This window comes from Micromonospora chalcea (assembly GCF_002926165.1).
Lineage (GTDB): Bacteria > Actinomycetota > Actinomycetes > Mycobacteriales > Micromonosporaceae > Micromonospora > Micromonospora chalcea.
This window is the reverse complement of the sequence record NZ_MAGP01000094.1, coordinates 1-24,093: the sequence shown is the minus strand read 5'-3', so window position 1 is coordinate 24,093 and position 24,093 is coordinate 1. Positions and strand designations below refer to the sequence as shown.

23 protein-coding genes are annotated in these 24,093 nt (G+C 73.1%); 9 read left to right on the top strand and 14 right to left on the bottom strand.

Annotated features, from left to right (window positions below; all coding sequences use genetic code 11):
• Positions 1 to 155: 155 nt before the first annotated feature.
• Positions 156 to 1,730, bottom strand: a complete 1,575-nt coding sequence (locus BAW75_RS09970) for an LPXTG cell wall anchor domain-containing protein (protein ID WP_104113380.1) — start codon at positions 1,728 to 1,730, stop codon at positions 156 to 158.
• Between the two features lie 167 nt (positions 1,731 to 1,897).
• Between BAW75_RS09970 and BAW75_RS09965 the strand changes: the two genes are divergently transcribed.
• Positions 1,898 to 2,380: a SigE family RNA polymerase sigma factor gene (locus BAW75_RS09965; RefSeq protein WP_043327561.1), complete on the top strand. Its 483-nt coding sequence runs from the start codon at positions 1,898 to 1,900 to the stop codon at positions 2,378 to 2,380.
• Complete coding sequence (locus tag BAW75_RS09960; protein ID WP_064447949.1) at positions 2,380 to 3,426, top strand: LCP family protein; 1,047 nt, start codon at positions 2,380 to 2,382, stop codon at positions 3,424 to 3,426. The genes BAW75_RS09965 and BAW75_RS09960 overlap by 1 nt, the downstream gene beginning before the upstream one ends.
• 13 nt (positions 3,427 to 3,439) lie before the next feature.
• Here BAW75_RS09960 and BAW75_RS09955 read toward each other — a convergent pair whose 3' ends face one another.
• Positions 3,440 to 3,649 (bottom strand): hypothetical protein, encoded by a 210-nt coding sequence (locus BAW75_RS09955; RefSeq protein ID WP_030500565.1) that lies wholly within the window; start codon positions 3,647 to 3,649, stop codon positions 3,440 to 3,442.
• A gap of 137 nt (positions 3,650 to 3,786) precedes the next feature.
• Here BAW75_RS09955 and BAW75_RS09950 point away from each other — a divergent pair, with 137 nt between their 5' ends.
• Both BAW75_RS09950 and fbaA read left to right on the top strand, forming a co-directional pair.
• The gene (locus tag BAW75_RS09950) at positions 3,787 to 4,170 is read left to right on the top strand and encodes a phage holin family protein (protein ID WP_043327559.1); all 384 of its coding nucleotides are present in this window, start codon (positions 3,787 to 3,789) and stop codon (positions 4,168 to 4,170) included.
• Between the two features lie 162 nt (positions 4,171 to 4,332).
• Positions 4,333 to 5,355, top strand: coding sequence for a class II fructose-bisphosphate aldolase (gene fbaA / locus BAW75_RS09945; RefSeq protein WP_043327558.1), 1,023 nt, complete (start codon positions 4,333 to 4,335; stop codon positions 5,353 to 5,355).
• Positions 5,356 to 5,447: 92 nt separating this feature from the next.
• Here the strand turns inward: fbaA and BAW75_RS09940 are convergent, their stop codons facing one another.
• Positions 5,448 to 6,659 (bottom strand): LOG family protein, encoded by a 1,212-nt coding sequence (locus BAW75_RS09940; protein ID WP_210869622.1) that lies wholly within the window; start codon positions 6,657 to 6,659, stop codon positions 5,448 to 5,450.
• A gap of 262 nt (positions 6,660 to 6,921) precedes the next feature.
• On the opposite strand from BAW75_RS09940, the gene BAW75_RS09935 reads away from it, so the two are divergent.
• Positions 6,922 to 7,350, top strand: coding sequence for a DUF3151 domain-containing protein (locus BAW75_RS09935; protein ID WP_043327556.1), 429 nt, complete (start codon positions 6,922 to 6,924; stop codon positions 7,348 to 7,350).
• Positions 7,351 to 7,401: 51 nt separating this feature from the next.
• On the opposite strand, the gene BAW75_RS09930 is transcribed toward BAW75_RS09935, so the two are convergent.
• Both BAW75_RS09930 and BAW75_RS09925 read right to left on the bottom strand, forming a co-directional pair.
• Complete coding sequence (locus BAW75_RS09930) at positions 7,402 to 9,486, bottom strand: MinD/ParA family ATP-binding protein (protein WP_104113379.1); 2,085 nt, start codon at positions 9,484 to 9,486, stop codon at positions 7,402 to 7,404.
• A 74-nt stretch (positions 9,487 to 9,560) separates the two neighbouring features.
• Positions 9,561 to 10,559, bottom strand: coding sequence for a diacylglycerol kinase family protein (locus tag BAW75_RS09925; RefSeq protein WP_104113378.1), 999 nt, complete (start codon positions 10,557 to 10,559; stop codon positions 9,561 to 9,563).
• Positions 10,560 to 10,681: 122 nt separating this feature from the next.
• On the opposite strand from BAW75_RS09925, the gene BAW75_RS09920 reads away from it, so the two are divergent.
• The 3 genes from BAW75_RS09920 (at position 10,682) to purD (ending at position 14,421) form a co-directional block, all read left to right on the top strand.
• Positions 10,682 to 11,971 (top strand): adenylosuccinate synthase, encoded by a 1,290-nt coding sequence (locus tag BAW75_RS09920; protein ID WP_043327554.1) that lies wholly within the window; start codon positions 10,682 to 10,684, stop codon positions 11,969 to 11,971.
• A 175-nt stretch (positions 11,972 to 12,146) separates the two neighbouring features.
• A complete protein-coding gene (locus BAW75_RS09915; RefSeq protein WP_104113377.1) occupies positions 12,147 to 13,082 on the top strand; it encodes a type IV toxin-antitoxin system AbiEi family antitoxin domain-containing protein in 936 nt (311 codons plus the stop codon).
• A 91-nt stretch (positions 13,083 to 13,173) separates the two neighbouring features.
• Positions 13,174 to 14,421: a phosphoribosylamine--glycine ligase gene (gene purD, locus BAW75_RS09910; RefSeq protein ID WP_104113376.1), complete on the top strand. Its 1,248-nt coding sequence runs from the start codon at positions 13,174 to 13,176 to the stop codon at positions 14,419 to 14,421.
• Positions 14,422 to 14,465: 44 nt separating this feature from the next.
• On the opposite strand, the gene BAW75_RS09905 is transcribed toward purD, so the two are convergent.
• The 3 genes from BAW75_RS09905 to BAW75_RS09895 form a co-directional block, all read right to left on the bottom strand.
• Complete coding sequence (locus tag BAW75_RS09905) at positions 14,466 to 16,031, bottom strand: AMP-binding protein (RefSeq protein ID WP_104113375.1); 1,566 nt, start codon at positions 16,029 to 16,031, stop codon at positions 14,466 to 14,468.
• Between the two features lie 167 nt (positions 16,032 to 16,198).
• Positions 16,199 to 17,413: an acyl-CoA dehydrogenase family protein gene (locus BAW75_RS09900; protein ID WP_064447943.1), complete on the bottom strand. Its 1,215-nt coding sequence runs from the start codon at positions 17,411 to 17,413 to the stop codon at positions 16,199 to 16,201.
• A gap of 1 nt (position 17,414) precedes the next feature.
• Positions 17,415 to 17,867 carry an SCP2 sterol-binding domain-containing protein gene (locus BAW75_RS09895; RefSeq protein WP_043327552.1) on the bottom strand — a complete coding sequence of 151 codons (453 nt, stop codon included), beginning with the start codon at positions 17,865 to 17,867 and terminating at the stop codon, positions 17,415 to 17,417.
• A 78-nt stretch (positions 17,868 to 17,945) separates the two neighbouring features.
• Between BAW75_RS09895 and BAW75_RS09890 the strand changes: the two genes are divergently transcribed.
• Entirely contained in the window at positions 17,946 to 18,584 is a 639-nt protein-coding gene (locus BAW75_RS09890; protein WP_030500578.1) for a TetR/AcrR family transcriptional regulator, read from the top strand.
• A 45-nt stretch (positions 18,585 to 18,629) separates the two neighbouring features.
• Here BAW75_RS09890 and BAW75_RS09885 read toward each other — a convergent pair whose 3' ends face one another.
• The 6 genes from BAW75_RS09885 to BAW75_RS09860 all read right to left on the bottom strand — a co-directional run.
• On the bottom strand, positions 18,630 to 19,253 hold the full coding sequence (locus BAW75_RS09885; RefSeq protein ID WP_043327550.1) for a DedA family protein: 624 nt from the start codon (positions 19,251 to 19,253) through the stop codon (positions 18,630 to 18,632).
• A gap of 24 nt (positions 19,254 to 19,277) precedes the next feature.
• Complete coding sequence (locus tag BAW75_RS09880) at positions 19,278 to 20,537, bottom strand: adenylosuccinate synthetase (protein WP_104113374.1); 1,260 nt, start codon at positions 20,535 to 20,537, stop codon at positions 19,278 to 19,280.
• Positions 20,534 to 21,493: a hypothetical protein gene (locus BAW75_RS09875; RefSeq protein ID WP_104113373.1), complete on the bottom strand. Its 960-nt coding sequence runs from the start codon at positions 21,491 to 21,493 to the stop codon at positions 20,534 to 20,536. The genes BAW75_RS09880 and BAW75_RS09875 overlap by 4 nt, the downstream gene beginning before the upstream one ends.
• A 10-nt stretch (positions 21,494 to 21,503) precedes the next feature.
• On the bottom strand, positions 21,504 to 22,487 hold the full coding sequence (locus BAW75_RS09870) for a BUD32 family EKC/KEOPS complex subunit (RefSeq protein ID WP_104113372.1): 984 nt from the start codon (positions 22,485 to 22,487) through the stop codon (positions 21,504 to 21,506).
• Positions 22,484 to 23,242, bottom strand: coding sequence for an NUDIX hydrolase (locus BAW75_RS09865; protein ID WP_208635223.1), 759 nt, complete (start codon positions 23,240 to 23,242; stop codon positions 22,484 to 22,486). Before BAW75_RS09865 ends, BAW75_RS09870 begins: the two co-directional genes overlap by 4 nt.
• 80 nt (positions 23,243 to 23,322) lie before the next feature.
• On the bottom strand, positions 23,323 to 24,093 hold a 771-nt coding region (locus BAW75_RS09860), incomplete at its 5' end, for a MaoC/PaaZ C-terminal domain-containing protein (RefSeq protein ID WP_104113419.1).

Below are 24,093 nucleotides of genomic sequence, written 5' to 3'. Positions count from 1 at the left end.
GCTCCGGGCGGTCAGGCTTGATCCCTGCGCGGGTCGGGCTCCCCCGGAAACCCGACCTGGTCCGGCTTGTCTCATCCGTGCTGCTGGGTGTCTTTGCTTTCTATGTGGTGGTGCCCCGCCGACCTGTGGTCGGCGGGGCACCTTTGTGCTTCTCGTCAGGCTACGAAGCGGGTCTTGCGGCGGCGGGTCAGCACGTAGCCGACCGCGCCGGCGGCGAGCAGCAGCGCGCCGAGGCCGGCGATCAGGCCGGTGGAGGAACCGGTGATCGGCAGCGTGCCGCCGTCACCGCCGTCCTGGCCACCGTCGCCGCCACCCGGCGCCGCGTTGACGACGACCTTGGCGGTGTCGTTGGCCGGCTTCAGGTCACGGTAGAAGCCGCCGTCGCACTCGCACGGCACGTTGATCTTCACGAGGCCGGTGTCGTTGGGGATCACCTTGTCGATCTTCAGGCCGAAGTCCAGCTTCACGGTGTCCCCGGCCTTCAGGAACGAGTCGAAGTAGCAGCGGTAGTGACGCGCGCCCGGCTTGCCCGGCTCACCCCACTCGTCGCCCTTCACCGGGAAGCAGTTCTCCGGCACGGCGGTCGTGGTGGTGCCCTTCGGCACGTCGAAGGTCAGGTACGTGACCGAGCTGCCGGAGCGGCTGTAGTCGAGCGTGGCCGGGCCGTTGTTGCGCAGCCCCACCGTCGCCTTGACGGTCGCGCCCGCCTTGCCGGTGACCGACGCGCCGAGCGCCTCCAGGTCGGTGCTGTTGTTGCCGGTGACCTTCACCTGCAGGTACGAGGCGTTGTTCTCCGGCCGCGGGTCGGCCTGGAAACCCCGCGCGGCGGCGCGGCCGGCGGCCTCGGCCAGCGTCAGCTTGCCGTCGGTGCCCGGCTTGCCGATGGTCACGTCGTAGTTGCCGAGGTAGTTCTCGAAGTCCTCGAACTCGTCCGGCGTCATCCAGATGATCTCGCCGTACCGGTTGCCGGGCGCCATGGTGTCCGCGCCGAGCGCGTACGGCAGCGTCGCGCCGAACGTGCTGCCGCCGGGGAGCTCCTCGTCGAACCGGCAGGTGCGCAGCTCGTCACCGACGTACGTGCAGTTGCTGTAGTGCTTGGCGGCGTTCATGCCGTAGTCGTTGTAGAAGACGACGGCGGCGCCCTTGGCGGTGGTCTCGCCGACGTTCGTCACCTTCAGCGGCGCGGTGAAGCCCTTGCCCGGAGCGGCCGACACCGTGGTCTCCGGGCCGGCGGCCAGGTCGACGCCCTCACCGACGCGCACCTTGGCCTCGTGCGAGACGCTGTCGACGCCGTTCGCCGACAGCGTCACCTTGAGCGTGCCGGTGTCGCCGTCCTGGGCCTTGCCGGTGGGCTTGATCTGCACCGGGAAGACGCCGGACAGACCCCACTCGTCGAGCTCCACCTCCCAGGGCGTCGTGCACACGAGCACGTTCGCCGACGGCGAGGTGCAGTCCGTACCGGTGTTCTCCTCCTCGCCGACGGTCACCTTGCCGGCGAGGCCGGTGAGGTCGTAGCGGACGGTGAGGTCGTGCAGCACGACCGAGGTCGAACTGCGGATGATGCTGTAGTCGATCTTGCCGTCCGAGTCGGCGGCGATCGTCGTGTCGCTGAAGTAGACGCCGAGCTTGACCTTGGGGTCAGCCGCGAAGCCGGGTGTGGCGGAGGCGGCGACGAACGCGCCTGCGACGCCCAACCCGGCGAGCAGACGCCGGCTGGAGTTGCTGAGCATGTGGAGGGTCCTCCCGTGGGGGTGATCAGGTGGAGCCCACGGAGCTTAAGGATTCCTTAAGGGATCGCGTTGTCCCAGATGATGAATATTGACCGAACGGATGATCGTCGCCGCCGCAATGTTCCAGCCGCCCGGGACCGTCCTTCAAACGGACACCGGGAGGTGCAGTGACGTACGAGGAGTTCGCCGACGCGCGGTTGGGCGCCCTGCTGCGGTACGCGGTCATGCTGACCGGAGACCCGCACCAGGCCCAGGACCTGGTGCAGGACACCATGGTCCGGGTGCAGCTGCACTGGCGGCGGGTGGCTCGCAGCGACGCCCCGGAGCGATACGTGCGACGCATGCTCACCAACCAGTTCATCGACTGGCGGCGCGGCTCGTGGGCCCGGCGCGTGCTGCTGCGCGGCGACGTCGACGACTCGGTGCCCGCGTCCGCCGACCACGCCCAGTCCGCAGTCGACCGGGACCAGGTCCGCTCCTGGCTGTCCCGACTGCCCCGGCGGCAGCGCGCCGCGCTGGTGCTGCGCTACTACGAGGACCTGCCGGACGGGGAGATAGCCGAGATCCTCGGCTGCGCCGTGGGCACCGTCCGGTCCAGCATCTCGCGCGCGCTGGCCACCCTCCGAGCCGAACTCGTGGAGGTCTCCTGATGATCGAGGACGAGCTGCGGGCCGCGTTCGCCCGCCTCGAGGAGTCGACCCCGCCCGTCGGCCCGGTCCGGGCCGCAGTCGACCGGGCGGTGATCACCCGCCGTCGACGCCGTCGGCGAGTACGCCTGGCCGGCACGGCGCTGGCGGTCGCCGCCGTCGCGTTGGTCGGCTTCACCGCCATGGCGCCCCGGCCACCGGCGCCCACGGCGGCGCCCCTGCTCGCCACGCCGGAGCCGGAACCCGGCGGCGCGCTGAACCTGCTGCTGCTCGGCGTCGACCAGTCGGCCGGCAGCCGCCGTGCCGACTCGGTGCTGCTGGTGCACGTGCCGGCCGACCGGAGCCGGCTCTACCTGGTGTCGCTCCCGCGTGACCTGCTGGTGCCGGCACCGGGCGGAACGGAGAAACTCAACGCGACCTTCTCCCGCGCCACCGGTTCGGGCACCGACCTGGCGGCCGGCTACCGGGCGACCCGCCAGGCGGTCGCCCGGCTGACCGGGGTACGCGTCGACGCCGGCGCGGTGCTCACGTACCCGGGGGCCCGTGACCTGACCGACGCGGTCGGCGGCGTGCCGGTCTGCCTGCCGGAGCCGGTTCGCTCGGTGCACACCGAGCGGCGCTTTCCCGCCGGATGCCAGCGGCTCGACGGCGCGGCGGCGGTGGACCTGCTGCGGCAGCGGTACGGCCTGCGCGACGGCGGACTGGACCGCGACCGCAACGCGGCCCGCTACGCCGCCGGCCTGCTCCGCCAGATGCGTGAGCGGGGAACGGCGACCGATCCGGCGCAACTCAACCGGCTGCTCATCCGGATCGGCCCGGCCGTCACTGTCGACGCCGGTGACCTGTCGTTGCCGGCGCTGGTGGGCGCGACCGCCCGGGCCGGCGCCGCCGAGCCGGTCGCGGTCGCCTTCCCGGTGCTCGCCGAGTGGAACGGTCGCGGGTACGAGGCGGACCCCGAACTCACCCCGGGGTTCCTGGACGCGCTGCGGGCCGACCGGCTGGGGGAATGGGCCGCCGCCCATCCGGCCCGGGTCACCGGCCTGCGGTGACCCGGGCGCCGGATCAGCGGTAGTCGTCCTCGTCGGCGGTGACGACGCGGGCCTGCTCCATGGCGTCCCAGTCGTCGACCTCCAGGCCGCGGTGCGGCTCGCCGTCGCTGTCGTCGGTCACCGTGGTGGCCTGCTCGACCGCGTCGGCCGGCTCGGCCTCCAGATCCCGCTCCTCCGGGGCGAGGTGGTCACTGGGCGCGAAGTCCTCGTCGGGCTGACCCATCGTCCCTCCCTGATCTCCGTGCGGGCATCGTCCCCACCACCGTACGGGCTGGTCCGGGCCGCCGCCCGGCGGCGGGCGGAACGCGGAGTCGGCGATTGTCCCGCTCCCGGCGCGCGGCCGGTGCCAGGATGGTTGCCATGGGCTTTCTGATCCGACTGGCGATCACGGCGGTCGCGTTGTGGATCGCGACGCTGATCGTGCCCGGGGTGGAGGTGAGCGGCCGTAACACCGGCAACAACGTGCTCACCCTGATCGTGGTGGCGCTGGTCTTCGGTGTCGTGAACGCGGTGCTCAAGCCGCTCATCAAGGTGTTCGGCTGTGTGTTCTACCTGCTCACGCTCGGCCTGTTCGCGCTGGTGGTGAACGCGCTGCTGTTCATGCTGACCGACTGGATCGCCGGTCTGCTGAAGCTCCCGTTCCACGTGGACGGGTTCTGGGCCGCCTTCTGGGGCGCCATCGTGGTGGCGGTGGTGAGCTGGCTGATCAGCGTCGTCGTGCCGGACCGGCTGGAGAATCGGTGAGCAGCGCCCGGGCCGGTTGTGCCCCGTGCGCGCTCCTACGGGATACTGCCCGCGGTGGACAGCGCGGTCCGGCGCACCCGTGGACGTGAGCGACCGGAACGGTCGCGCCCATGGAAGACAGCGGCCTGCACGGCCGAGAGCGGTAAGTAAGGAGCGTTCGACATGCCCATCGCTTCCCCTGAGGCTTACGCGGAGATGCTGGACCGGGCCAAGGCCGGCCGGTACGCGTACCCCGCGATCAACGTGACCTCCTCGCAGACGCTGAACGCGGCGCTCAAGGGCTTCGCCGACGCGGAGAGCGACGGCATCATCCAGGTCTCCACCGGCGGCGCGGAGTACCTGTCCGGCCCGTCCGTGAAGGACATGGTGACCGGCGCGGTGGCGTTCGCCGCGTACGCCCACGAGGTCGCCAAGAAGTACCCGGTGAACATCGCGCTGCACACCGACCACTGCCCGAAGGACAAGCTGGACAAGTTCGTCCGGCCGCTGATGGCCATCTCGCAGGAGCGCGTCAAGGCCGGCCAGGAGCCGCTGTTCCAGTCGCACATGTGGGACGGCTCGGCCGTGCCGGTGGCGGAGAACCTGGAGATCGCCGAGCAGCTCCTCACCGAGGCCGCCAAGGGCAAGATCGTCCTGGAGATCGAGGTCGGCGTCGTCGGCGGCGAGGAGGACGGCGTCGAGAACGCCATCAACGACAAGCTCTACACCACCGTCGAGGACGGCCTGGCCATGGTCGACGCGCTCGGCCTGGGCGAGAAGGGCCGCTACATGGCGGCGCTGACCTTCGGCAACGTGCACGGCGTCTACAAGCCGGGCAACGTCAAGCTGCGCCCCGAGGTGCTCAAGCAGATCCAGGACGCGGTCGGCGCCAAGTACGGCAAGGACAAGCCGCTCAGCCTGGTCTTCCACGGCGGCTCCGGCTCGCTGCTCTCGGAGATCCGGGAGGCGCTGGACTACGGCGTGGTGAAGATGAACATCGACACCGACACCCAGTACACCTTCACCCGCCCGGTCGCGGACCACATGTTCCGCAACTACGACGGCGTGCTGAAGGTCGACGGCGAGGTCGGCAACAAGAAGATGTACGACCCGCGCGTCTGGGGCAAGGCCGCCGAGGCCGGCATGGCCGCCCGCGTGGTCGAGGCCTGCGAGCACCTGCGCTCCACCGGCACCACCATGAAGTGACCCTCCGCTTGTAAGGAAGGGCCCCTTGTTAACGCACGGCGTTAACAAGGGGCCCTTCCTCTACCGGAGGCGTTAAAAAGGGGCCCTTCCTTTCACTGCACCAGCAGGCGGACGGCGTCGCGTACGTCGTCGGTCAGGTGGATCGTGTGCGACAGGTCGCCGAACGGGGACGCGGCGAACAGCGGCCGCAGCAGCGACTCCACCGGCAGCTCGGTGGTCCAGTACGCGCGGTCCAGGAACACGTACGCCCCGCTCGCCCCGTCGGTGCCGTAGAACGTCTTGGTGGCCGCCTGGAACACCTCCTGCACGGTGCCGGCCTTGCCTGGTGCGAACACGATCCCGCCCCGGGCCAGCCGCAGGATCGTGTCCTCCCGGATGGCGTTGGAGAAGTACTTCGCGATCCGGCCCGCGAACAGGTTCGCCGGCTCGTGGCCGTACAGCCAGGTGGGGATGGCCAGCCCGCCGGACCGGGCCCACTCGGTGCCGGGCGCCGACGGGCGGGGCGACGGCAGCGACGGGCCGTCCGCGTACCGCTTGCGCACCGCCAGCGCCGCCGCCGTGTACCGCTCGTGGTCGGTGAAGTCCGGCGCGACGGCGAGCGTGTCGATCGCGGCGGACAGCTCCTCGGCCGGCCACGCCGCGAGGAACGCGCCGAGGTTCGCCGCCTCCATCACGCCCGGACCGCCGCCGGTCACCACCAGGCGGTCGGCCCGCGCCAGCTCCCAGCCCAGCACCGCCGCCATCCGGTACGCGACGCTGCCGCGCGGCACCGCGTGCCCGCCCATCACGCCCACCACGGACTGCGGGCCGTGCGCGGCCAGCCACGACCGGGTGGCGTCGGCCAGCGCGTTGTCCACACCGTGGTCGTGCAGTCGCTGCCCGAGCGCCTCGCGTACGTCCGGCAGCGCGCCGCCGTGCGCCCGGAAGTGCGCGTACACCCGGGTGTCGTACATCCCGGCGAACCCGCTCTCGGCGAACCCGGCGGCCAGCTCGTCGGCCGTGTAGAGGTGCGACGGCTGGGTCGGGTAGGGCAGCCCGGAGAACGGCGGGACCACGTTGGCGCCCCGCCGGACCAGGTCCGCGCCCACCTCGCGGCCGGCGAACCGGCAGCCCACGAAGAGCGTGCCGGTGACGTCGACGTGGCGCAGGTCGGGGACCGGGTCGAGGTCGAGGCGCAGGCCCTGCACGGTCAGCCCGGCCAGGGTCCCCCCGGCCAGCCGCTGCTCGAACGCGGTGCGGGTCTCGATCTCGTTGACGTGGGGCGCGTGCGGCTCGATGACGTCCGCGGGTGGTGGGGTCGGCACCCCGTCATCCTGCCTCCGCACGGCAAGTGCCGAAACCGGGGGCGGGAACGACAGGAGCCCGGCGGGCACGCCGCCGGGCTCCTGCGTAACCGGGTCCTGGGGAGGCTCCGGATCTGTATTTGTAGTGCAAGAACCACGTCGGCGGCATGGGCCGCGGGTACGTGTGCTCCCGCCGCAGGCGTGACGAAACCCTCAGCCGTTCAGCCAACCGTACGGGCGAGGCCCCTCGCGTACCCGATGGCGAAGCGGGTTGAATGGGGCGATGCAGAACCTGTTGCCTGAGCCACCGGCCACCCTGCTCCCGGCCCACGAGGAGGCCGACGCCGCGCTGGCGGCGGCGGCCGAGCAGGGCACCGACGAGGCGTACGCCGAGGTCGCGGCCCGCTTCCCGACCTACAGTGCGGCCTGGGCCGCGCTGGCCGGCCGCGCGCTCGCCGCGGGCCAGGTCGTCACGGCGTACGCGTACGCCCGCACCGGCTACCACCGGGGCCTCGACCAGCTGCGCCGCAGCGGCTGGAAGGGCCACGGCCCGGTGCCCTGGTCGCACGCGCCCAACCAGGGCTTCCTGCGCTGCCTCTACGTGCTGTCCCGCGCGGCGGGCGAGATCGGCGAGGCGGACGAGGCGGCCCGGTGCGCCCAGTTCCTCCGTGACTGCGACCCGGCCGCCGGAGACGCGCTCTCCGGCGACTGACCACTGCCGCGACGGCCGGTCCCCACCCGGGTACCGGCCGTCGCGCCCGTCCTACAGCCCTTCCGCCACCGACGCGGCGATCTTCAGCCAGGCGTCCCGGGTGGCGGAGGAGAGCTGCCCGTACCGCAGCGGCTCGCCGGTGTCGATGAGCCGCTCGTACGGCGCCAGCAGCACCGCCCGGGTCCGCGCCGCGAAGTGGGCCTGGATCGCGGGCAGGTCGATCTCCTTGCGCGACGGCGGCATCGACACCACTGTCACCGCCTGCCGGACCAGCCGCTGCCGGCCGCTCTGCTCCAGGTGGTCGAGCATCCGGGCGGCGGTCTCGGCCGAGTCGTTCCGGGCCGACATGGTCACCACGAGCTGGTCGGTGGCGTCCATCGCGGCCTGCCAGTTCTGCGCCCGGACGTTGTTCCCGGTGTCCACGAAGATCAGCTTGTAGAAGCGGCTGACCACCTCGCGGATCTCCGCGAACGCGGCGGCGGTGAGCATCTCGCCGCCGGTCGCCGACTCGTCCGAGGCGAGCACGTCGAACATGCCCTCGCCCTGCGAGCGGACGTACTGCGACAGATCGCCGACCCGGCCGTGCGGCCCCTGGAACTGCGCCAGGTCACGCAGCATGTCGCGCACCGTACGGGCGTGGAAGTCCTGCTGCGCCCGCATGCCGAGGGTGCCCTGGGTCTCGTTGTTGTCCCAGGCCAGCACGTATCCGCCGCGCTTCTGGCCGAACGTCATGGCGAGCAGCAGGATCGCCACCGTCTTGCCGGCGCCGCCCTTCGGGTTGACCACAGTCACCTGGCGCAGCCCGCCGAAGTTGCGGCGGACCATCTCGATGTCGCGCTTCACCTCCTGCTCGTGCCGCCCGGGCGCGAGCCGGACCAGCCCGATCTTGTTGACCACCGCGCGTACGCCCATGGTGGCCACCGGATCGACCGGCCGGGCCTGGCGGCGGCGGGCGAAGTCCTCGGCGGTCGGGGGCACCGCCTGCTGCGGCGTCCAGCCCTGCTCCGGGTACGCCGGCTGCTGCGGTGGCTGGGGCGCGGCCGGGCCGGACACCGGCGGGGCGGGCACGTGCGGTGGCACCGGGGCGCCGGTCTGCGCCGGCCCGGTCTGCGCTGGCCCGTTGTGCGCCGGGCCGTTGGGCGCCGCGACTGCCTGCGCCGGACTGGCTTGCGCCGGACTGGCCTGCGCCGCGCCGGTCTGGGCCGGGCCGGGCTGTGGCGTCCAGCCGGGCGGCGGGTACCAGCCGGGCTGGCCGGGTTGCGGCTGGTAGCCGGCCTGCTGGTAGCCGGCCTGCGGGTAGCCGGCCTGCGGGTAGCCGTTGCCGTAGGGCGACGGCGGCGCCGGCACGCCCGGCGACGGTGGGAACGGCCCGAGACGCGGCGGCTCCGGCGCCGGCTCACCCGTGCCCGGCGACGACGCTCCGGTGACCTGCGCCCGGCCGGTCACCGGGGCGGTGTCGGGCGGCGGGAGCGCAGTGCCGGCGACCGAGGCCCGGCCGGAGACGGCGCCGTTGGCGTGGACGGCCCGCGCCGGGTCGGTGCCGGACCCCGGCGTGTCGCCGTCAGCGGGAACGAGGTCCGGTGCGGAGTCGGCAGTGGCCCGCTGCGGCGGCTGGGCCCACGGAGACACGGCCCGGCCGTTGCCGGCACCCTCGCCGTCCGCGTCGGCCGATGCCCGCGCGTCGGCCGAGCGCGCCGTTGTCCGCGTGTCCTCCGGGTCGGCTGCCGTCTGCGTGTCAGCCGGCTCCGGCAGTGTCCGCGTGGCGGCCGGATCGGGAGCGGGCGCGCCCTGCAACGAGGGATATGCGGCGTCCGGATCCGGGCCGGGCGCTGCCTGCGACGCGGGAGGCGTGGCGGCCGTGACCGGTGAGCCCGGCTGGGCCGGCGTCGCGCCGGGAGGCGGCTGGTCGAGCGTGAACGGCAGGTCCAGGTCGACCGCGGGCGCCGGTGGCACCGGGACGTCCGACGTCGACGGCGTGGGGGCGTCGGCCGGCGGAAGCGGCCAGGGCACGGCCGCCCAGGGCGGGGCGGTGACCACGCCGTCGGTCTCCTCCGGCGGCCAGAGCGGCTCGACGTCCCGCTCCGGCACCTGCCCTCGACCCGGCACGTGGGCCCGGTCGTCGTTGTCGTGCACCACGGTTCCTCCCCATTCCTTCCGCCGAGGATAGGCGGTACGGCCAGCGGCGCGAGCCGGACGGGGATCGACCGAGGTCAGCCCGTCCAGACCGCCCAGGCGCCCGGCTCGGTCCACCAGGAGCGCTTGCGGCTCAGCTCGCCCTCGACGCCGTCGTCGAGGAAGGGCACCTTCTCGTCGCGGGGCACCACCGCCACCGCACGTCCCCGCGCCCGCCGTACCTCCAGGCGGACCTTCTTCCGGCCCAACGCCGACCGGGTCACCACTGGTACGGCGACGCCGACCGTCACCCGTCCGTCGGCCGGGTCCGGCCCGCCCAGCAGGTCCACCTCGCCGAGGCGCGCGTACCCGCCCGCGTTGCCGATCGCGCAGGCCGTGATCGGCTCGGAGCCGTCGCTGAGCACCGTGCCGTCGACCTCGACCCGGGCCCGCCAGTGCAGCGGCCGGCCGGCGTCGTCGGCGGCACCGAGCAGCGCGCCGTCCAGCGTCACCGAGCCGCCGTCGTTGCGCAGCAGGTCCAGTCGCCGGGCCGTGCCGTCCAGCACCGCGGCGGCCACCCCGGCCGGGTCCCGGGGCAGCCCGAGCTGCGCGGCCAGGTCACGCGCCGTCCCGGACCGGGCCGGATCGAGCGGGAGTACGCCGACCGGGGGCAGGTCGGGCACCGTCCGGTTGTCGGCCAGGTCCGCGGGGCGGCGGCTCGGCGGCGGAGCGTACCGGCGCACCAGCCGGCGCAGGACGGCGCGCAACTGACCGTCACTGGCCGTGGCGACGATCAGCCGGGTCTTGCCGTCGGGGTCCGGCCAGGTGAGGCCGTCGGGGCGCGGTGGGCCGTCGAGCCGGGCCAGCACCTCGTCGATCTCGGCGTCCGACCGGGCGGTCACCGTGGTCACCCGGGCACCCCGGGCGGTCAGCTCGTCCGCGCAGGCCAGCACCGGTACGCGCGGCGTCTCGCAGCGCTCCTCGCCGCTCTCGGCGGCGGTGTCGTCCGCGCCGCCGCAGCAGGCGCCGCCGCTGCCGCAGCCACCACCGGGAGCGTCCCGCTCCGAGCCGAGGGTGAGCAGCACCACGTCGTACACGAAGGAGCCTCCTGCTTCTCGACCAACCCCTGCTGGTCCCGCCGTCACTACTTGTTAGCCTGACACCCCGGGCTCGCAGACCGGTCGCCACCTGGCACCCGAGCCTTCTGGAGGCGGAAGAGATGCCAGCGATCGTGCTGCTCGGCGCCCAGTGGGGCGACGAGGGCAAGGGCAAGGTTACCGACCTGCTGGGTGAGCGGGTCGACTACGTCGTGCGCTACTCCGGCGGCAACAACGCAGGCCACACGGTGATCACGCCGGACGGCCAGAAGTACGCGCTGCACCTGATGCCGTCCGGTGCGCTGTCACCGAGCGCGATGATCGTGATCGGCAACGGCGTGGTGGTCGACCCGAAGGTGCTGCTGCAGGAGATCGACGGGCTCGCCGAGCGCGGCGTGGACGTGTCCCGCCTGCGCATCTCCGGCGACGCGCACCTGATCATGCCGCACCACCGGGCGCTGGACCGGGTGGTCGAGCGCTACCTCGGCAGCGCCCGCATCGGCACCACCGGCCGGGGCATCGGCCCCGCGTACGGCGACAAGGTCGCCCGGATGGGCATCCGCCTGCAGGACCTGCTCGACCCGGGCATCCTGCGCAAGAAGCTGGAGCTGGCGCTCCGCGAGAAGAACCAGCTGCTGTTCAAGGTCTACAACCGCAAGGCGATCGACGTCGAGGAGACGGTCGAGGAGTACCTCCAGTACGCCGAGCGGCTGCGCCCGTACATCGCCGAGACCCGGGTGATGCTCTGGGACGCGCTCGACCGCGGCGAGACCGTGCTGCTGGAGGGCGCCCAGGCCACCATGCTCGACATGGACCACGGCACCTACCCGTTCGTCACCTCGTCGAACCCGACGGCCGGCGGGGCGTGCGTGGGCGCGGGCATTCCGCCGACCGCGATCACCAAGGTCATCGCGGTGAGCAAGGCGTACACGACGCGGGTGGGCTCCGGCCCGTTCCCGACCGAGCTGTTCGACGACAACGGGCAGCACCTGCGCAAGGTCGGCCACGAGTACGGCACCACCACCGGCCGGGAGCGCCGCTGCGGCTGGTTCGACGCGGTGGTGGCCCGGTACGCGTGCCGCCTCAACGGCGTCACCGACCTGGTGGTCACGAAGCTGGACGTGCTGACCGGCCTGGCAAAGGTGCCGATCTGCGTCGGGTACGAGATCAACGGTGAGCGGTTCGACGACATGCCGATGACGCAGACCGACTTCCACCACGCCACGCCGATCTACGAAGAGCACGACGGCTGGTGGGAGGACATCACCAAGGCGCGCACCGAGGACGAGCTCCCGGAGAACGCGAGGCGCTACATCGCCCGCATCGAGGAGCTGACCGGCACCCGCGTGAGCGTGGTGGGTGTGGGCCCGGGCCGAGAGGAAAACGTCCTCCGCCACCCCCTCCTCCCCTAACCCCGCCCTTTGTCGTTGATCAAGGAGTTTGTGTCCAGTCCGGCGTCGGATCCGTACACAAACTCCTTGATCAACGGGGCGGTCGCGGAGTGGCCACCGGGAGAGCAGGTCTGTTTATCCACAGGGTTGTCCACAGGGGTTTCGGCTGTGGAGTGGCGCGGGGGAGCCTGCGCGTGTGGGTGAATTCGACGAGCTGACGCGGCTGGCTGCCGGGCAGGGCGGGTTCGTGACGGCGGGGCAGGCGTTGCGCCTGGGCCTCGGCCGGGAGCAGATCCGGTACCTCGTCCGGGCCGGACGATGGACGCGCGTCTCGCGCGGCTGCTACCTCCCGTCCACAGGGCCGACGGCGGTGGCGCTGCGACGTGTCCGCATCCGCGCCGCGATCGCGAGCCTGGGGCCGGGCGCGGTCGCCGTACTCGACACCGCCGCCGAACTGCACGGCATCGCCGGCCTTCCGCCGGCGGCGGCGATCCACGTCTCGGTGCCGCCGGACCGGCCGCACGTGCAACGCCGGGCGGAGCCGGGACTGACGGTGCACCAGTTGACGCTCGCCGACGCGGACGTGTGCCAGGTCGAGGGCGTGCCGGTCACCACACCGGCGCGGACCGTTGCCGACGTGTTGCTGCGGGCTCGGCGCTACCCGGCGGTGTGCGTTCTCGACTCCGCGCTCAACCAGGGGATCCTGGCCGAGGACGACCTGTCCCTGGTGCTCGCGCATTTCGCCGGACGCCGCGGGGCGGTCGCCGCCCGGGGGTACCTGGCCGAGGCGGACGGCCGGGCACAGTCACCCCTGGAGACCCGCACCCGGCTCCGCTGCGTCGACGGCGGCGTGCCGCCGGACACCCTCCAACTGCCGGTCCGGGACGAGGACGGTTACCTGCTCGGCATCGGGGATCTGGCATGGCGGGGCGCGCGCCTGATCGCCGAGGCGGACGGCCGGGCCCCGCACCTGACCCCGGAGGCCGTCTACGCCGACCGCTTCCGGCAGAACCGCCTGGTCAACGCCGGCTGGCGGATCCTCCGCTTCACCTGGTCCGATACCCTCCGCCCCGACTACATCCCCCAGACGGTCAGACGAGCCCTGCGCCAGAGCCGTCACCCACCCCGTTGATCAAGGAGTTTGCGGCCGGAAAGCCCCAAATCTGGGACGCAAACTCCTTGATCAACGGGGTGGGGTGGGGTGGTCAGTAGGATGCGGGGTCGTGCGCGTACTTCTTGTGGGTGGTGGTGGGCGGGAGCACGCTCTCGCGCTCGGACTCGCCGGGGATCCGGCTGTCGAGGCGCTCGTCGCAGCGCCGGGGAATCCGGGGATCGGCGAGGTCGCCTCGCTTCGGGAGGTGACACCCACCGACCCGGCGGCCGTGGCGGCCCTCGCCGTCGAGGTCGCGGCGGACCTGGTGGTCATCGGCCCGGAGGCGCCGCTGGTGGCGGGCGTCGCCGACGCGGTACGCGCCAAGGGCATCGCGGTGTTCGGCCCGAGCGCGCAGGCGGCCCGGCTGGAGGGCTCGAAGACGTTCGCGAAGGACGTGATGACGGCTGCCGGTGTGCCGACCGCCCGCGCGTACACCTGCGAGGACGCGGCTGCGGTGGCGCGGGCGCTGGACGAGTTCGGCGCGCCGTACGTGGTGAAGGACGACGGGCTGGCCGCCGGCAAGGGCGTCGTGGTCACCGACGACCGGGCCGCCGCCGAGCGGCACGCCGCGGAGTGCGGCCGGGTGGTGATCGAGGAGTACCTGTCCGGTCCCGAGGTCTCCCTGTTCGTGGTGACCGACGGTGAAGCGGCGGTGCCGCTGCTGCCCGCGCAGGACTTCAAGCGCGTCGGCGACGGCGACACCGGCCCGAACACGGGCGGGATGGGCGCGTACGCGCCGCTGCCGTGGGCGCCGCCGAACCTGGTGGACGACGTGATGCGCGACGTGGTGCACCCGACGCTGGCGGAGCTGCGCCGCCGGGGCACCCCGTTCGCCGGCCTGCTCTACGTGGGCCTGGCGATCACCCCGTCCGGCCCGCGTGTGATCGAGTTCAACGCGCGCTTCGGCGACCCGGAGACCCAGGTGGTGCTCGCCCTGCTGGAGACCCCGCTGGGCGGGCTGCTGCACGCCGCCGCCACCGGCACGCTCGGCGCGCACCCGCCGCTGCGGTGGCGCGACGGCGCGGCGGTGACAGTCGTGGTGGCGGCCGAGGGCTACCCGGCGGGCCCGCGTACCGGTGACGTGATCACCGGCGCGGACCGCGCCGGGATCATCCACGCCGGGACCCGCCGCGACGCCGACGGCACGTTGCGCTCCGCGGGCGGCCGGGTCCTCTGCGGTACGGCCACCGGCCCCGACCTGGCCGCCGCGCGCGACGCCGCCTACGAGTTGGTACGCGAGGTCGAGCTGGCCGGCTCCCACCACCGCACCGACATCGCGGCGGGTGCGGTGGAGGGCCGGATCACGATTCCCGGCTGACGGGCGACGCCCCCGCGGCGGGACCGGCTCGCGGGCGCCGTCCGTCAGTCGAAGTAGCGGCGCAACTCCCGGCTCAGCACCTTGCCGGTGGCGTTGCGCGGCAGGTACTTGACGAACACCACGTCGCGGGGCACGGAGAAGCGGGCCAGGTAGCGCCGGACGTACTCGCGGACCGCCTCCGGGTCGAGCGTCTCGCCCGGCCGCAGCGCCAGGAACGCGGCCAGCCGCTGGCCGTAGTCGGGGTCCGGTACGCCGATCACCGCGACCTCGCGGACCTGCGGCAGCCGGGCGATCAGGTCCTCCACCTCGGACGGGAACACGTTCTCGCCGCCGGAGACGATCATGTCGTCCGCCCGGCCGTCCACGAAGAGCAGGCCGTCGGCGTCGAGCCGGCCGAGGTCGCCGGTGTCCAGCAGGCCGTCGCGGCTCTCCCGCCCGACGCCCGAGGTGTAGCCCTCGAAGAGCATCTCGTTGCCCACGAAGATCCGCCCGACCTCGCCGTCCCGGACGGGGCGGCCGTTCTCGTCCAGGATCGCCAGCCGGGTGCCGTGCGGCGGCCGGCCCGCGGTGGTGGGCGCGGCGCGCAGTTCGCGTGGGCCGGCGATGGAGGCCCAGGAGACCTCGGTCGAGCCGTAGAGGTTGTACAGCACGTCGCCGTAGCGGTCCATGAAGGCGGTGGCCAGGTTGCCGGGCAGGGCGGATCCGCTGACCGCGACCACCTTGAGCGGGGGCCGGGGCAGCGGCGGCTCGACCTCCATGAGTCGTTGCAGCATCACCGGTACGGCGAACATCGCGTCGCACCGCTGGGCGACGAGCGCGGTCAGCGTGGCGGCGGGGTCGAATCGGCGGTGCAGCACGACTGTGGCGCGCAGCGCGAACGAGACCTGGAGGGCGGCGTACCCCCAGGTGTGGAAGATCGGCGCGGCGATCATGGTGGTGTTCCGCGCGTGCAGCGGGATGCGGTCGATGATGGACACCAGCGGGCCGAAGCCGTGCGGGGTGGGGCGGCGGGCGCCCTTGGGCGCGCCGGTGGTGCCGGAGGTCAGCACTATGGTGCGGCCGTCCCGCTCGGGCGGCTGGAGCTGTTCGCCGGGGACCGCGGCGGCGATCAGCTCCTCGTGCCGCCGTTCGTCGACCCGGTGCACCTCGGCGGGGAGGGCGAGGACGCGCTCGGTGAACTCGCCGTCGTGGACCAGGACGCGCAGGCCCTGTTCCTCGGCCACGGTGCCCAGCTGTGCCGCGGACAGTCCGGTGTTTACCAGGACGGCGTCCGCGCCGAGCAGCATCGCGGCGACTATCGCCTCGATCAGGCCGTGGTGGTTGCGGCAGAGCACGCCGACCCGGTCACCGGCCTGTACGCCGAGGTGGGACCGGAGGGAGCGGGCCAGCCGTTCGGAGCGCTCCAGCAGTTCCTGGTACGTCATGGTGGCGCCGCGCTCGTCGACCACCGCGACGCGGCCGGGGTCGCGGGCGGCGGCCTGGCGCAGCTCCCCGGCGAGGCTCCAGCCCCACCGGCGCAGCGCGTTGAGCTGCGAGACGACCCGGATCGGGCGGCCCGGGGTGAGTAGTCCACGGCGGGTCAGCGTGGCGGCGATGAACGGCAGGTCCAAGGCGCAACTCCTTCGCGTTCGTGGTTCGTCGACCAGGCTCCGGACGGGTCGGCCGTCCGGTTTTGCGTGATCTTGCGCCCGATCGCGGGTCCGGTCGGCCAGGCGGGGGCGCCCGGCCCGCGACGGCGCTGCCTGTCGTCACGGGCCGGGCGGCGTGCCGCCGGCGGTCAGCGGATCTGCATCCCGGAGATGGCCCGGGAGATGACCAGCCGCTGGATCTCGGAGGTGCCCTCGAAGATGGTGTAGATCTTGGCGTCGCGGTACCACCGCTCGACCGGGTGGTCGCGCAGGAAACCCGCGCCGCCGAGGAGCTGGACCGCCTTGTCGGTCACCGAGACGGCCACCTCACCGGCCTTGAGCTTGGACATCGAGCCTTCGCCGGCGGCGAACGGCCGGTTGTTGCGGCCCATCCAGGAGGCGCGCCAGACCAGGAGCCGGGCGGCGTCGATCTCCATCTTCATGTCGGCGAGCGCGAACGCGACCGCCTGGTTGGTGATGATCGGCCGTCCGAACTGGACCCGTTCCTTGGCGTAGTCCAGGGCGTACTCGTAGGCGGCGCGGGCCACCCCGAGCGCCTGCGCGCCGACTGTCGGACGGGACAGCTCGAACGTGCGCATCGCCGCCTGGCCGGAGGCGCGCTGCCCGGACCGGGCGCGGGCCAGACGCTCGTCGAGCGCGTCCTTGCCGCCGAGCAGGCAGCGGCCCGGCACCCGGACGTCGTCGAGGAAGACGTCCGCGGTGTGCGAGGCGCGCAGCCCGAGCTTGCGCAGCTTGCGGGTGGCGGTCAGACCGGAGGTGCCCGGGGGTACGACGAACGCGGCCTGCCCGCGCGAGCCCAGCTCGGGGTCGATCGAGGCGGTGACCACGTGCACGCCGGCGATGCCGCCGTTCGTGGCGTACGCCTTCTGCCCGTTGAGCACCCACTCGTCGGTGGCCTCGTCGTAGACGGCGCGGGTACGCATCGATCCGACGTCGGAGCCGGCTTCCGGCTCGCTCGTGCAGAACGCGGCGACGGCCGGGGAGTCGACGTCGCCGAAGCACTGCGGCACCCATTCGACGAGCTGGTCGGGGGTGCCGGCGCCGTAGATCGCGGCGACCGCGAGCGAGGTGCCGAAGATGCTCAGGCCGATGCCGGCGTCACCCCAGAAGAGTTCCTCGCTGGCGATCGGCAGGGAGAGGCCGGTGGGGTCGGCCCAGCAGGTGGCGAGGAACTCGAAGCCGTACAGGCCGACCTTCGCCGCCTCCTGGATGATCGGCCACGGGGTCTCCTCCCGGGCGTCCCACTCGGCCGCGGCCGGGCGCACGACCTCGGCTGCGAAGCCGTGCACCCAGTCGCGTAGATCCCGCTGTTCCTCGTTCAGGTCGAGCGAGAACTCGGCCATGTCAGGCCTTGGGGATGTCGAACAGGTTGGCGATGTTGGCAGCCAGGCCCAGGTCGCCCTTGGCCTTCAGCTTGCCGGTCATGAACATCATCACCGGGTTGGCGCCACCGGAGACGATCTTCAGGAACTCGACCGGGCCCATGGTGAGGCTCAGCTTCGGGTCGCGGGTGGCGGTCTCCGAGACGGTGCAGGCGCCGTTCTCGATGACGATCTCGTACGTGTCGGTGCCACCGTCCGGGCGGCCGGTGATGTTCCAGTGGATGACCGCGTTGGTGGCACCGGCGCGGTCGGCGCGGAACAGCGTGGGCATCCGGTTGAAGACCTCGCTGAGGATCTTGCCGCGCGACTCGCCGGACATGATCTCGGCGATCTTGGCGTCCGGCGTGGACTTGACCAGCTGCGCGAACTCCTTGGGGCCGACGTTCGCGAAGTTGGCCGGGTCGAAGTCAGTCATCAGGAAATGCACCTCTCGGGCGGGGCCAGCTTGGTTACTCTGGCGTAACCCTACGCACGGGTAGGTATGCTCGCAAGAGTGTCCAGCACGCCGACCTTCAAGCGCCTCCCCCGAGCCGTACGCGAGCAGCAGATGCTCGACGCGGCGGTGAAGGTGTTCTCCCGCCGCGGCTTCCACGCCGCCAGCATGGACGAGATCGCCGACGACGCCGGCATCTCCAAACCGATGGTCTACGCCTACCTCGGCACCAAGGAAGAACTCTTCATCGCCTGCCTGCACCGCGAGAGCACCCGGATGATGGAGGCCATCGCCGGCGCCGCCGCCCCCGACCTGCCCGCCGACGAGCGGCTCTGGCGCGGGCTGCGCGCGTTCTTCGGCTTCGTCGGCGCGCACCGGGACGGCTGGGCCGTGCTCTACCGGCAGGCCCGCGGCTCGCAGCCGTTCGCCGCCGAACTCGCCGCCATGCGGGGACGGCTGGTCGAGGTGGTGGCCGGGATGCTCGACCACGCGCTGCGCGCCGCCGGACGGGAGGTCGGCGCCACCGACCTGGAGGTGGTCTCGTACGCGCTCGTCGGCGCCTCCGAGTCGCTCGCCGACTGGCTGGCCGACCACCCGGAGGCCGATGCCGGCAAGACCGCGACCCGGATGATGAACGTGGCCTGGCTCGGCGCCGACCAGCTGTTGCGCGGCGCCACCTGGCACCCCGGCGCTGTGTAAGGAAGGGCCCCTTCTTAACGCCTCCGGTAGTGGAAGGGCCCCTTTTTAACAGTCGCGGCGCGCGGCGGCTCGCCGGTGTGCCCGCCGCCGGCCCCAGCGGGCGGCCTCGAACAGCCCGGTGACCGCGAGCGAGATGGCGACCCCGGCGAGGAGCCCGGAGACGGGGTTGTGCTCGAACGCCAGGCCGCCGAAGTAGCCGAGCAGCGTGCAGTAGATCCCCCAGGTCGCGCAGGCCAGCGCGTCGTACAGCAGGAACATCCGCACCGGATAGCGGACCGCGCCCATGGTCAGCGTGACGGCGGTGCGGCCGCCGGGGACGTACCGGGCGGTGGTCAGGATCATCCCGCCGCGCCTGTCGACGGCCCGGCGGGCCCACTCGGAGCCGGCCCGCCGCCGGCTGTCCGCCGGGAAGCGGGCCAGCCGGTGCGCGCCGCCGCCGCGCCCGATCGCGTAGGAGACGTGATCGCCGACGAGCGCGCCGAACGCGGCGGTCACGATCACCAGCGCCAGGTCCGGCTCGCCGCCCGCCGCGAAGACCCCGGCCGTGATCACCACGGTCTCGCCGGGCACCGCCGGGAAGAACGCGTCGACGGCGGTGACCGCGATGATCACCAGGTACACCCACGGTGAGGTCACCGTGTGGTGCAGCAGGTCGAGCGCGTCCCCCATGCACCCATGCTCGGTGGTGCGGTGTTAAGCAGGGGCCCTTCCCATACAAAAGGCGTTAACAAGGGGCCCTTCCTTCTCCTCGGCCGTGGGCCCGCGCGACGTGAGCACCACCGGCGCGCCCAGCGCCTCCGAAACCGCCCCCGCCCAGTCGGCGGGCGCCGAGTCCAGCACCGGCCGGGCCCGCATCAGCCGCTGTGTGAGCGCCGCCTGCCGGTCCAGGTCACCGGCCGGGCCGGGGACGAGCCGGTCCAGGCCCTCGTACCGGCGGCAGATCCGCAGCTCGGACCCGGCCAGGTCGAGGTGGGTCAGCGCCAGCCCGTCCACCCCACCGGCGACCTCCAGCGCGTACCGGTGGGCGACCGCGTCGAAGTGCCCGAACCGGAACCGGCCCTGCCAGGGGTTCGTCCCGTTGTGCCGGTCGGTGAACGGCAGCGCCGCGTCCTCGGTGACCAGCGGCCCGGGACCGTGCCGCGTGGTGGTCGTGCGCAGCACGCCGAGCCGCTGCGCGGTCCCGGCCATCCCTGCCTCGGCGAGCAGCGTCTCGGCGTTGGCGAACGTCGTGGTGCTCCACGTCGTGTACGGGTGGAAGCCGTGCCACTCGTCCAGCAGCACCCCCTGCGCGCCCTCGAACACGCAGGTGCCCTCGCGCAGCGCGGATGCCAGCCAGGTCCGGTCGACGATCGCCACCCGGCGCGCGAAGGCCGCGTACGCGGGCAGGCAGTCCTGGACCGGCGGCGCGTCCAGCGGGCCCAGCTCGGCGGTGAGCCGGTCCCGCAGCGCGGTCAGCCGCCGGCGCAGCACCGCCGGGCGGCGGCAGTCCGCCACCCGGGGTGCCTCGTCGGGGTGGGCGAGGCCGTACGCGACCGCCTCGCCCACCCCGAGCCCGCAGGAGCCGTGCCGGTCGGCTCCCCGGGCGATCTCCCGGGCGCGGTTGGCGGCCCGGTGGTACGGGGTGGCGAGCAGCGCCTCCCCGTCCACAGTCAGACGGTCGAGCGCGTCTGGTACGCCGACCGACGCGAGGTGGTCGGCCTCGGCGGCGAGCGCCAGCGGGTCCACCACGACGTGCCGCGCCAGGTGCGTCCGTACGCCGGGTCGGAACGTCCCGGCGCCGAACTGCGCGAACGTGTGGTGTCGCCCGTCGCGCAGGACGACGTTGTGCGCCGCCTGCGCGCCCCCGTTGAACCGGACCACCGTGTGCACCTGCCGGGTGGCGCAGAGCAGGTCCACCACTGTGCCCTTGCCGGCGTCGCCGTAGCCGAGGTCGACCACCATCACGTGGTTCACAGCCGGGTGACCCCGCTTCCGCCGTCGGCCGGGCTGAACGGCAGCGTCGCCACCGCGCGCCGGCCGGAGCCGAGCCGGGCGAGCGCCTTCGAGACGGTCCGCGTGGCGGTGGAGCCGGCCCGGTCCAGGTCGGCCAGGCCGGCGTCCAGGTCGATGGCCTGCTCGCCGAGGCCGACGGTGAGCGCGATCGTCTCGCAGACCGCGTCCAGGTCGTCCAGCTCGACCGCGTTCTGCCCGAGCAGGCCGCGCCAGAAGTCCAGCACCTTGCGGTTGCCCGCGTAGTGGCTGCCGGCGGGCAGCAGGTAGTAGGTGTCCCAGCGCGCGGTCACCTCGTCCACGATCTGCCGGACCGGCACGTCCTCGCTCAGGTCGTCGCCGATCAGCCGGGCCACCTCCGCGCGCTTCACCCCCGCGTACGCCAGCTCGTCGCCGATGATGAACAGGTAGCCGCGCCGGCCGCGCTTGTCCCAGCTGTCGGTGGCCGTGTGCCGGGCCATGAAGTACAGCGCCAGCTCGTACGACTCCATCATCTGGCCGCCTCCGCCGCCCTCCAGCACGATCCGGCCGAGGTCGTCGTCCATCCTGTTGTCGGACTCGAACTGCCCGATCTGCAACGGCACCCGGTCGCAGGTGGCGTCGCCGATCGCGCCGAACATGACCTGCGGGTCGCTCGCGTACCCCTGGCGCAGCAGCAGGCCGAGCAGCTGCGGCAGCTTGCTCTGCAGCACCCGGGGCACGTGCCCCATCGAGCCGGTGACGTCGAACAGCACGGCGATCGGCGTCGACTGCGGGTGCTCGGCGGAGTCGCGGCTCTCCCGCAGCGCGTCGCGCGGGTCGAGCGCCGGGTGCACCTTGCGCGCGCCGCTGTCGCTGTACGAGAACGCGCTCTTGCCGGTGCGGCGCCGGTAGCGGTCGGCGGCGTCGTACACGTCGGTGGACCAGATTCCACTGCCCATGGCAGCCTCCCTACGGGTTGAGGGTGAAGGGTCGGAAGGTGCGCGGCCCGTACAGCCGGTGCAGCACCTCGTCCAGTTCGCGCAGCAGCCGCCAGGCGTCGTCGGGCCGGGTGGCGAGCGCGGCGCCCTGGCAGCCGTCGGCGAAGGCGCGCAGCTCGCGGGGCGCGCGGTCGCCCATCAGCCAGGTCATGCAGCGGGCGGCCAGCGCGATGTCGGTGCCGGGGCCGCACTGCCGCTTCGCGGCGACCTCCGGCGGATACCAGTCCTCGTGGCCGGGCACCAGCGCCGGCACGAGCCCGCCCGGCTCGGCCGAGAAGCACCAGTCGACGAGCACCAGGCCGTGCGCGTCCGGCTCGATCAGCACGTGCCGGGGCAGCACCGCGCCGTGCACCACGCCCGCGCGGTGGGCCAGGCCGAGCGCCACGAGCAGCCGCCGCCACATCCAGGCCGCGTCGCGCGGGTCCAGCCCGTCCGGGTACGCGCGGCGCACGTCGTCGAGGCTGCGCAACCCGGGTACGGTCACCAGCTCGTTGACCTGCCGTTGCACGCCGGTCGACGGGTCACGCGCCGGGTAGGAGTCGACCAGCTTCGGCACGTACGCGAGGTGTTTGGCGTCGCCGCGCTCGGCGATGCGGCGCAACGCGCGCGCCTCGCGGGCCATCAGGTCGTTGTCGCCGGGGTGCCGGGCCACCTTGGCCAGGTGATAAGAAGGGGCCCCTCCTCTACCGGAGGCGTTAACAGGGGGCCCTTCCTTGCGTTCGTGCAGGGTGGCGACGTCGCCGGTGTACGCGGGGGCCGGGGTGCGCCAGCGGGTGGTGACGGTGACCAGCGCTTCGGCGGCGGCGGCGCGTACGCCGGGGTCGGCCGCGCCCAGCCGGTCGGGGTGCAGCGCGCCGACCAGCTCGCGGTAGCGGCGGGCCGGCTCGTCGGCGCCGAACAGGTCTGCGTGGGTACGCGCGGCAGTGACCAGCCGGATCGCCTCTTCGGTCCTCACCGCACCGTCTCCTCCCGGGCGGGGCGCAGCAGCGCCGGGTGCAGCAGCCGGGCGTCTCCGGCGCGGTAGAGCTTGGCCCGGGGGCCGCCGCGCGCGCCGCCGCGCTCGGTGCTGGCGCCGGTGCTCTCCACGAAGCCGGGCACCGAGAGCACCTTGCGGTGGAAGTTGCCGGCGTGCAGCGGGTGCCCCCAGACCGTCTCGTAGACCTCCCGCAGCTCGGTGATCGTGAACTCGGGGGCGAGGAAGCGGGTGGCCAGCGGCGTGTACTCCAGCTTGGAACGGGCGCGCTCCAAGCCGTCGTCGATGATCCGGCCGTGGTCGAAGGCGAGCTGCCGGCTGGTCAGCGCGGTGACCGGCAGCCAGATCGCCTCGTCGGCGTCGGTGTCGGCGACCGGGTCGGGCAGATCGGGGGCGAACGCCAGGTGCGCGACCGAGACCACCCGCATGCGCGGGTCGCGGTCCGGCGCGCCGTAGCTGCCGAGCTGTTCCAGGTGCACCCGGCGCAGCCGCTCGCCGCCGAGGCCGGTCTCCTCGGCCAGTTCGCGCCGGGCGCCGGCGGTCAGGTTCTCGTCCGGCTGGACGAAGCCGCCGGGCAGCGCCCAGTGCCCCGCGAAGGGCGGCGCGCCGCGGCGGATCAGCAGCAGGTGCAGCGCGCCCTCGCGGATGGTCAGCGCCACCACGTCGACGGTGACCGCGACCGCCGGGTAGTCCCGCGGGTCGTACCCGGCGAGGAAGTCCTGCTCGTTCACGGTCACTCACTCTCTCAGGTTGAGAACAACTCACTCTGAGAACAACTTAGCGCCGAAAAGAGGGGACGGCAAGTCCCCTCTTTCGCTCAGCGCACCGAACCGGTCAGGTGCGGCCTCCCGTCCCGGGCGCTGTGCAGCGCGAAGTCCCAGCCCGCGCCGTTCGGCGAGGCGCTGAACGCCACAGTCGACGGCAGCGGCACCGGCAGCTTGAACGCCACGTCCACCGTGTACGACTCTGGTAGCCGGGGTTCCAGCGCGGCCAGGCATCGGGCCTTGCTCCACATGCCGTGCGCGATCGGGCGCGGGAAGCCGAACAGCCGCGCGCCCAGCTTCGAGGTGTGGATCGGGTTGTGGTCGCCGGAGACGCGCGCGTAGTCCGTACCGACGCGGGGCGTCACCCGCCACCGCGCCGAGGCGGCCGGCGGCGCCGGGCGGTCACCCCGGTCGCGCCGCGGGCCGCCGCGCTCCTTCCCGAGGTACGTGGACACGCCGCGCCACACCTCCTCGCCGCCGATCGAGCCGACCAGCACCACGTCGAGCTGGCGGCCCCGCTCGTGCGGGCGCAGGTTCTCCGCGTACGTGTGGAAGTCGACGCGCTCGCCGACCTCGACCGGCCGGTGCACGGTGATCCGGTTGGCCACGTGCACCACGCCGGTGAGCGGGATCGGGAAGCCGGGGCTCGTCATCAGCCGCAGCGACAGCGGGAACCCGAGCACGTGCAGGTACGTCGCCGGCAGCCGGTCGGTCAGCCGGAACCCGCACACCCGGTCGTAGTCCGCCAGGTGCCGCTGATCCACAGAGACCCCGCCAACGGCGAGTTCCAGCCCCGGCACGTCAGCCCCGCGCCGCCCCCCCTG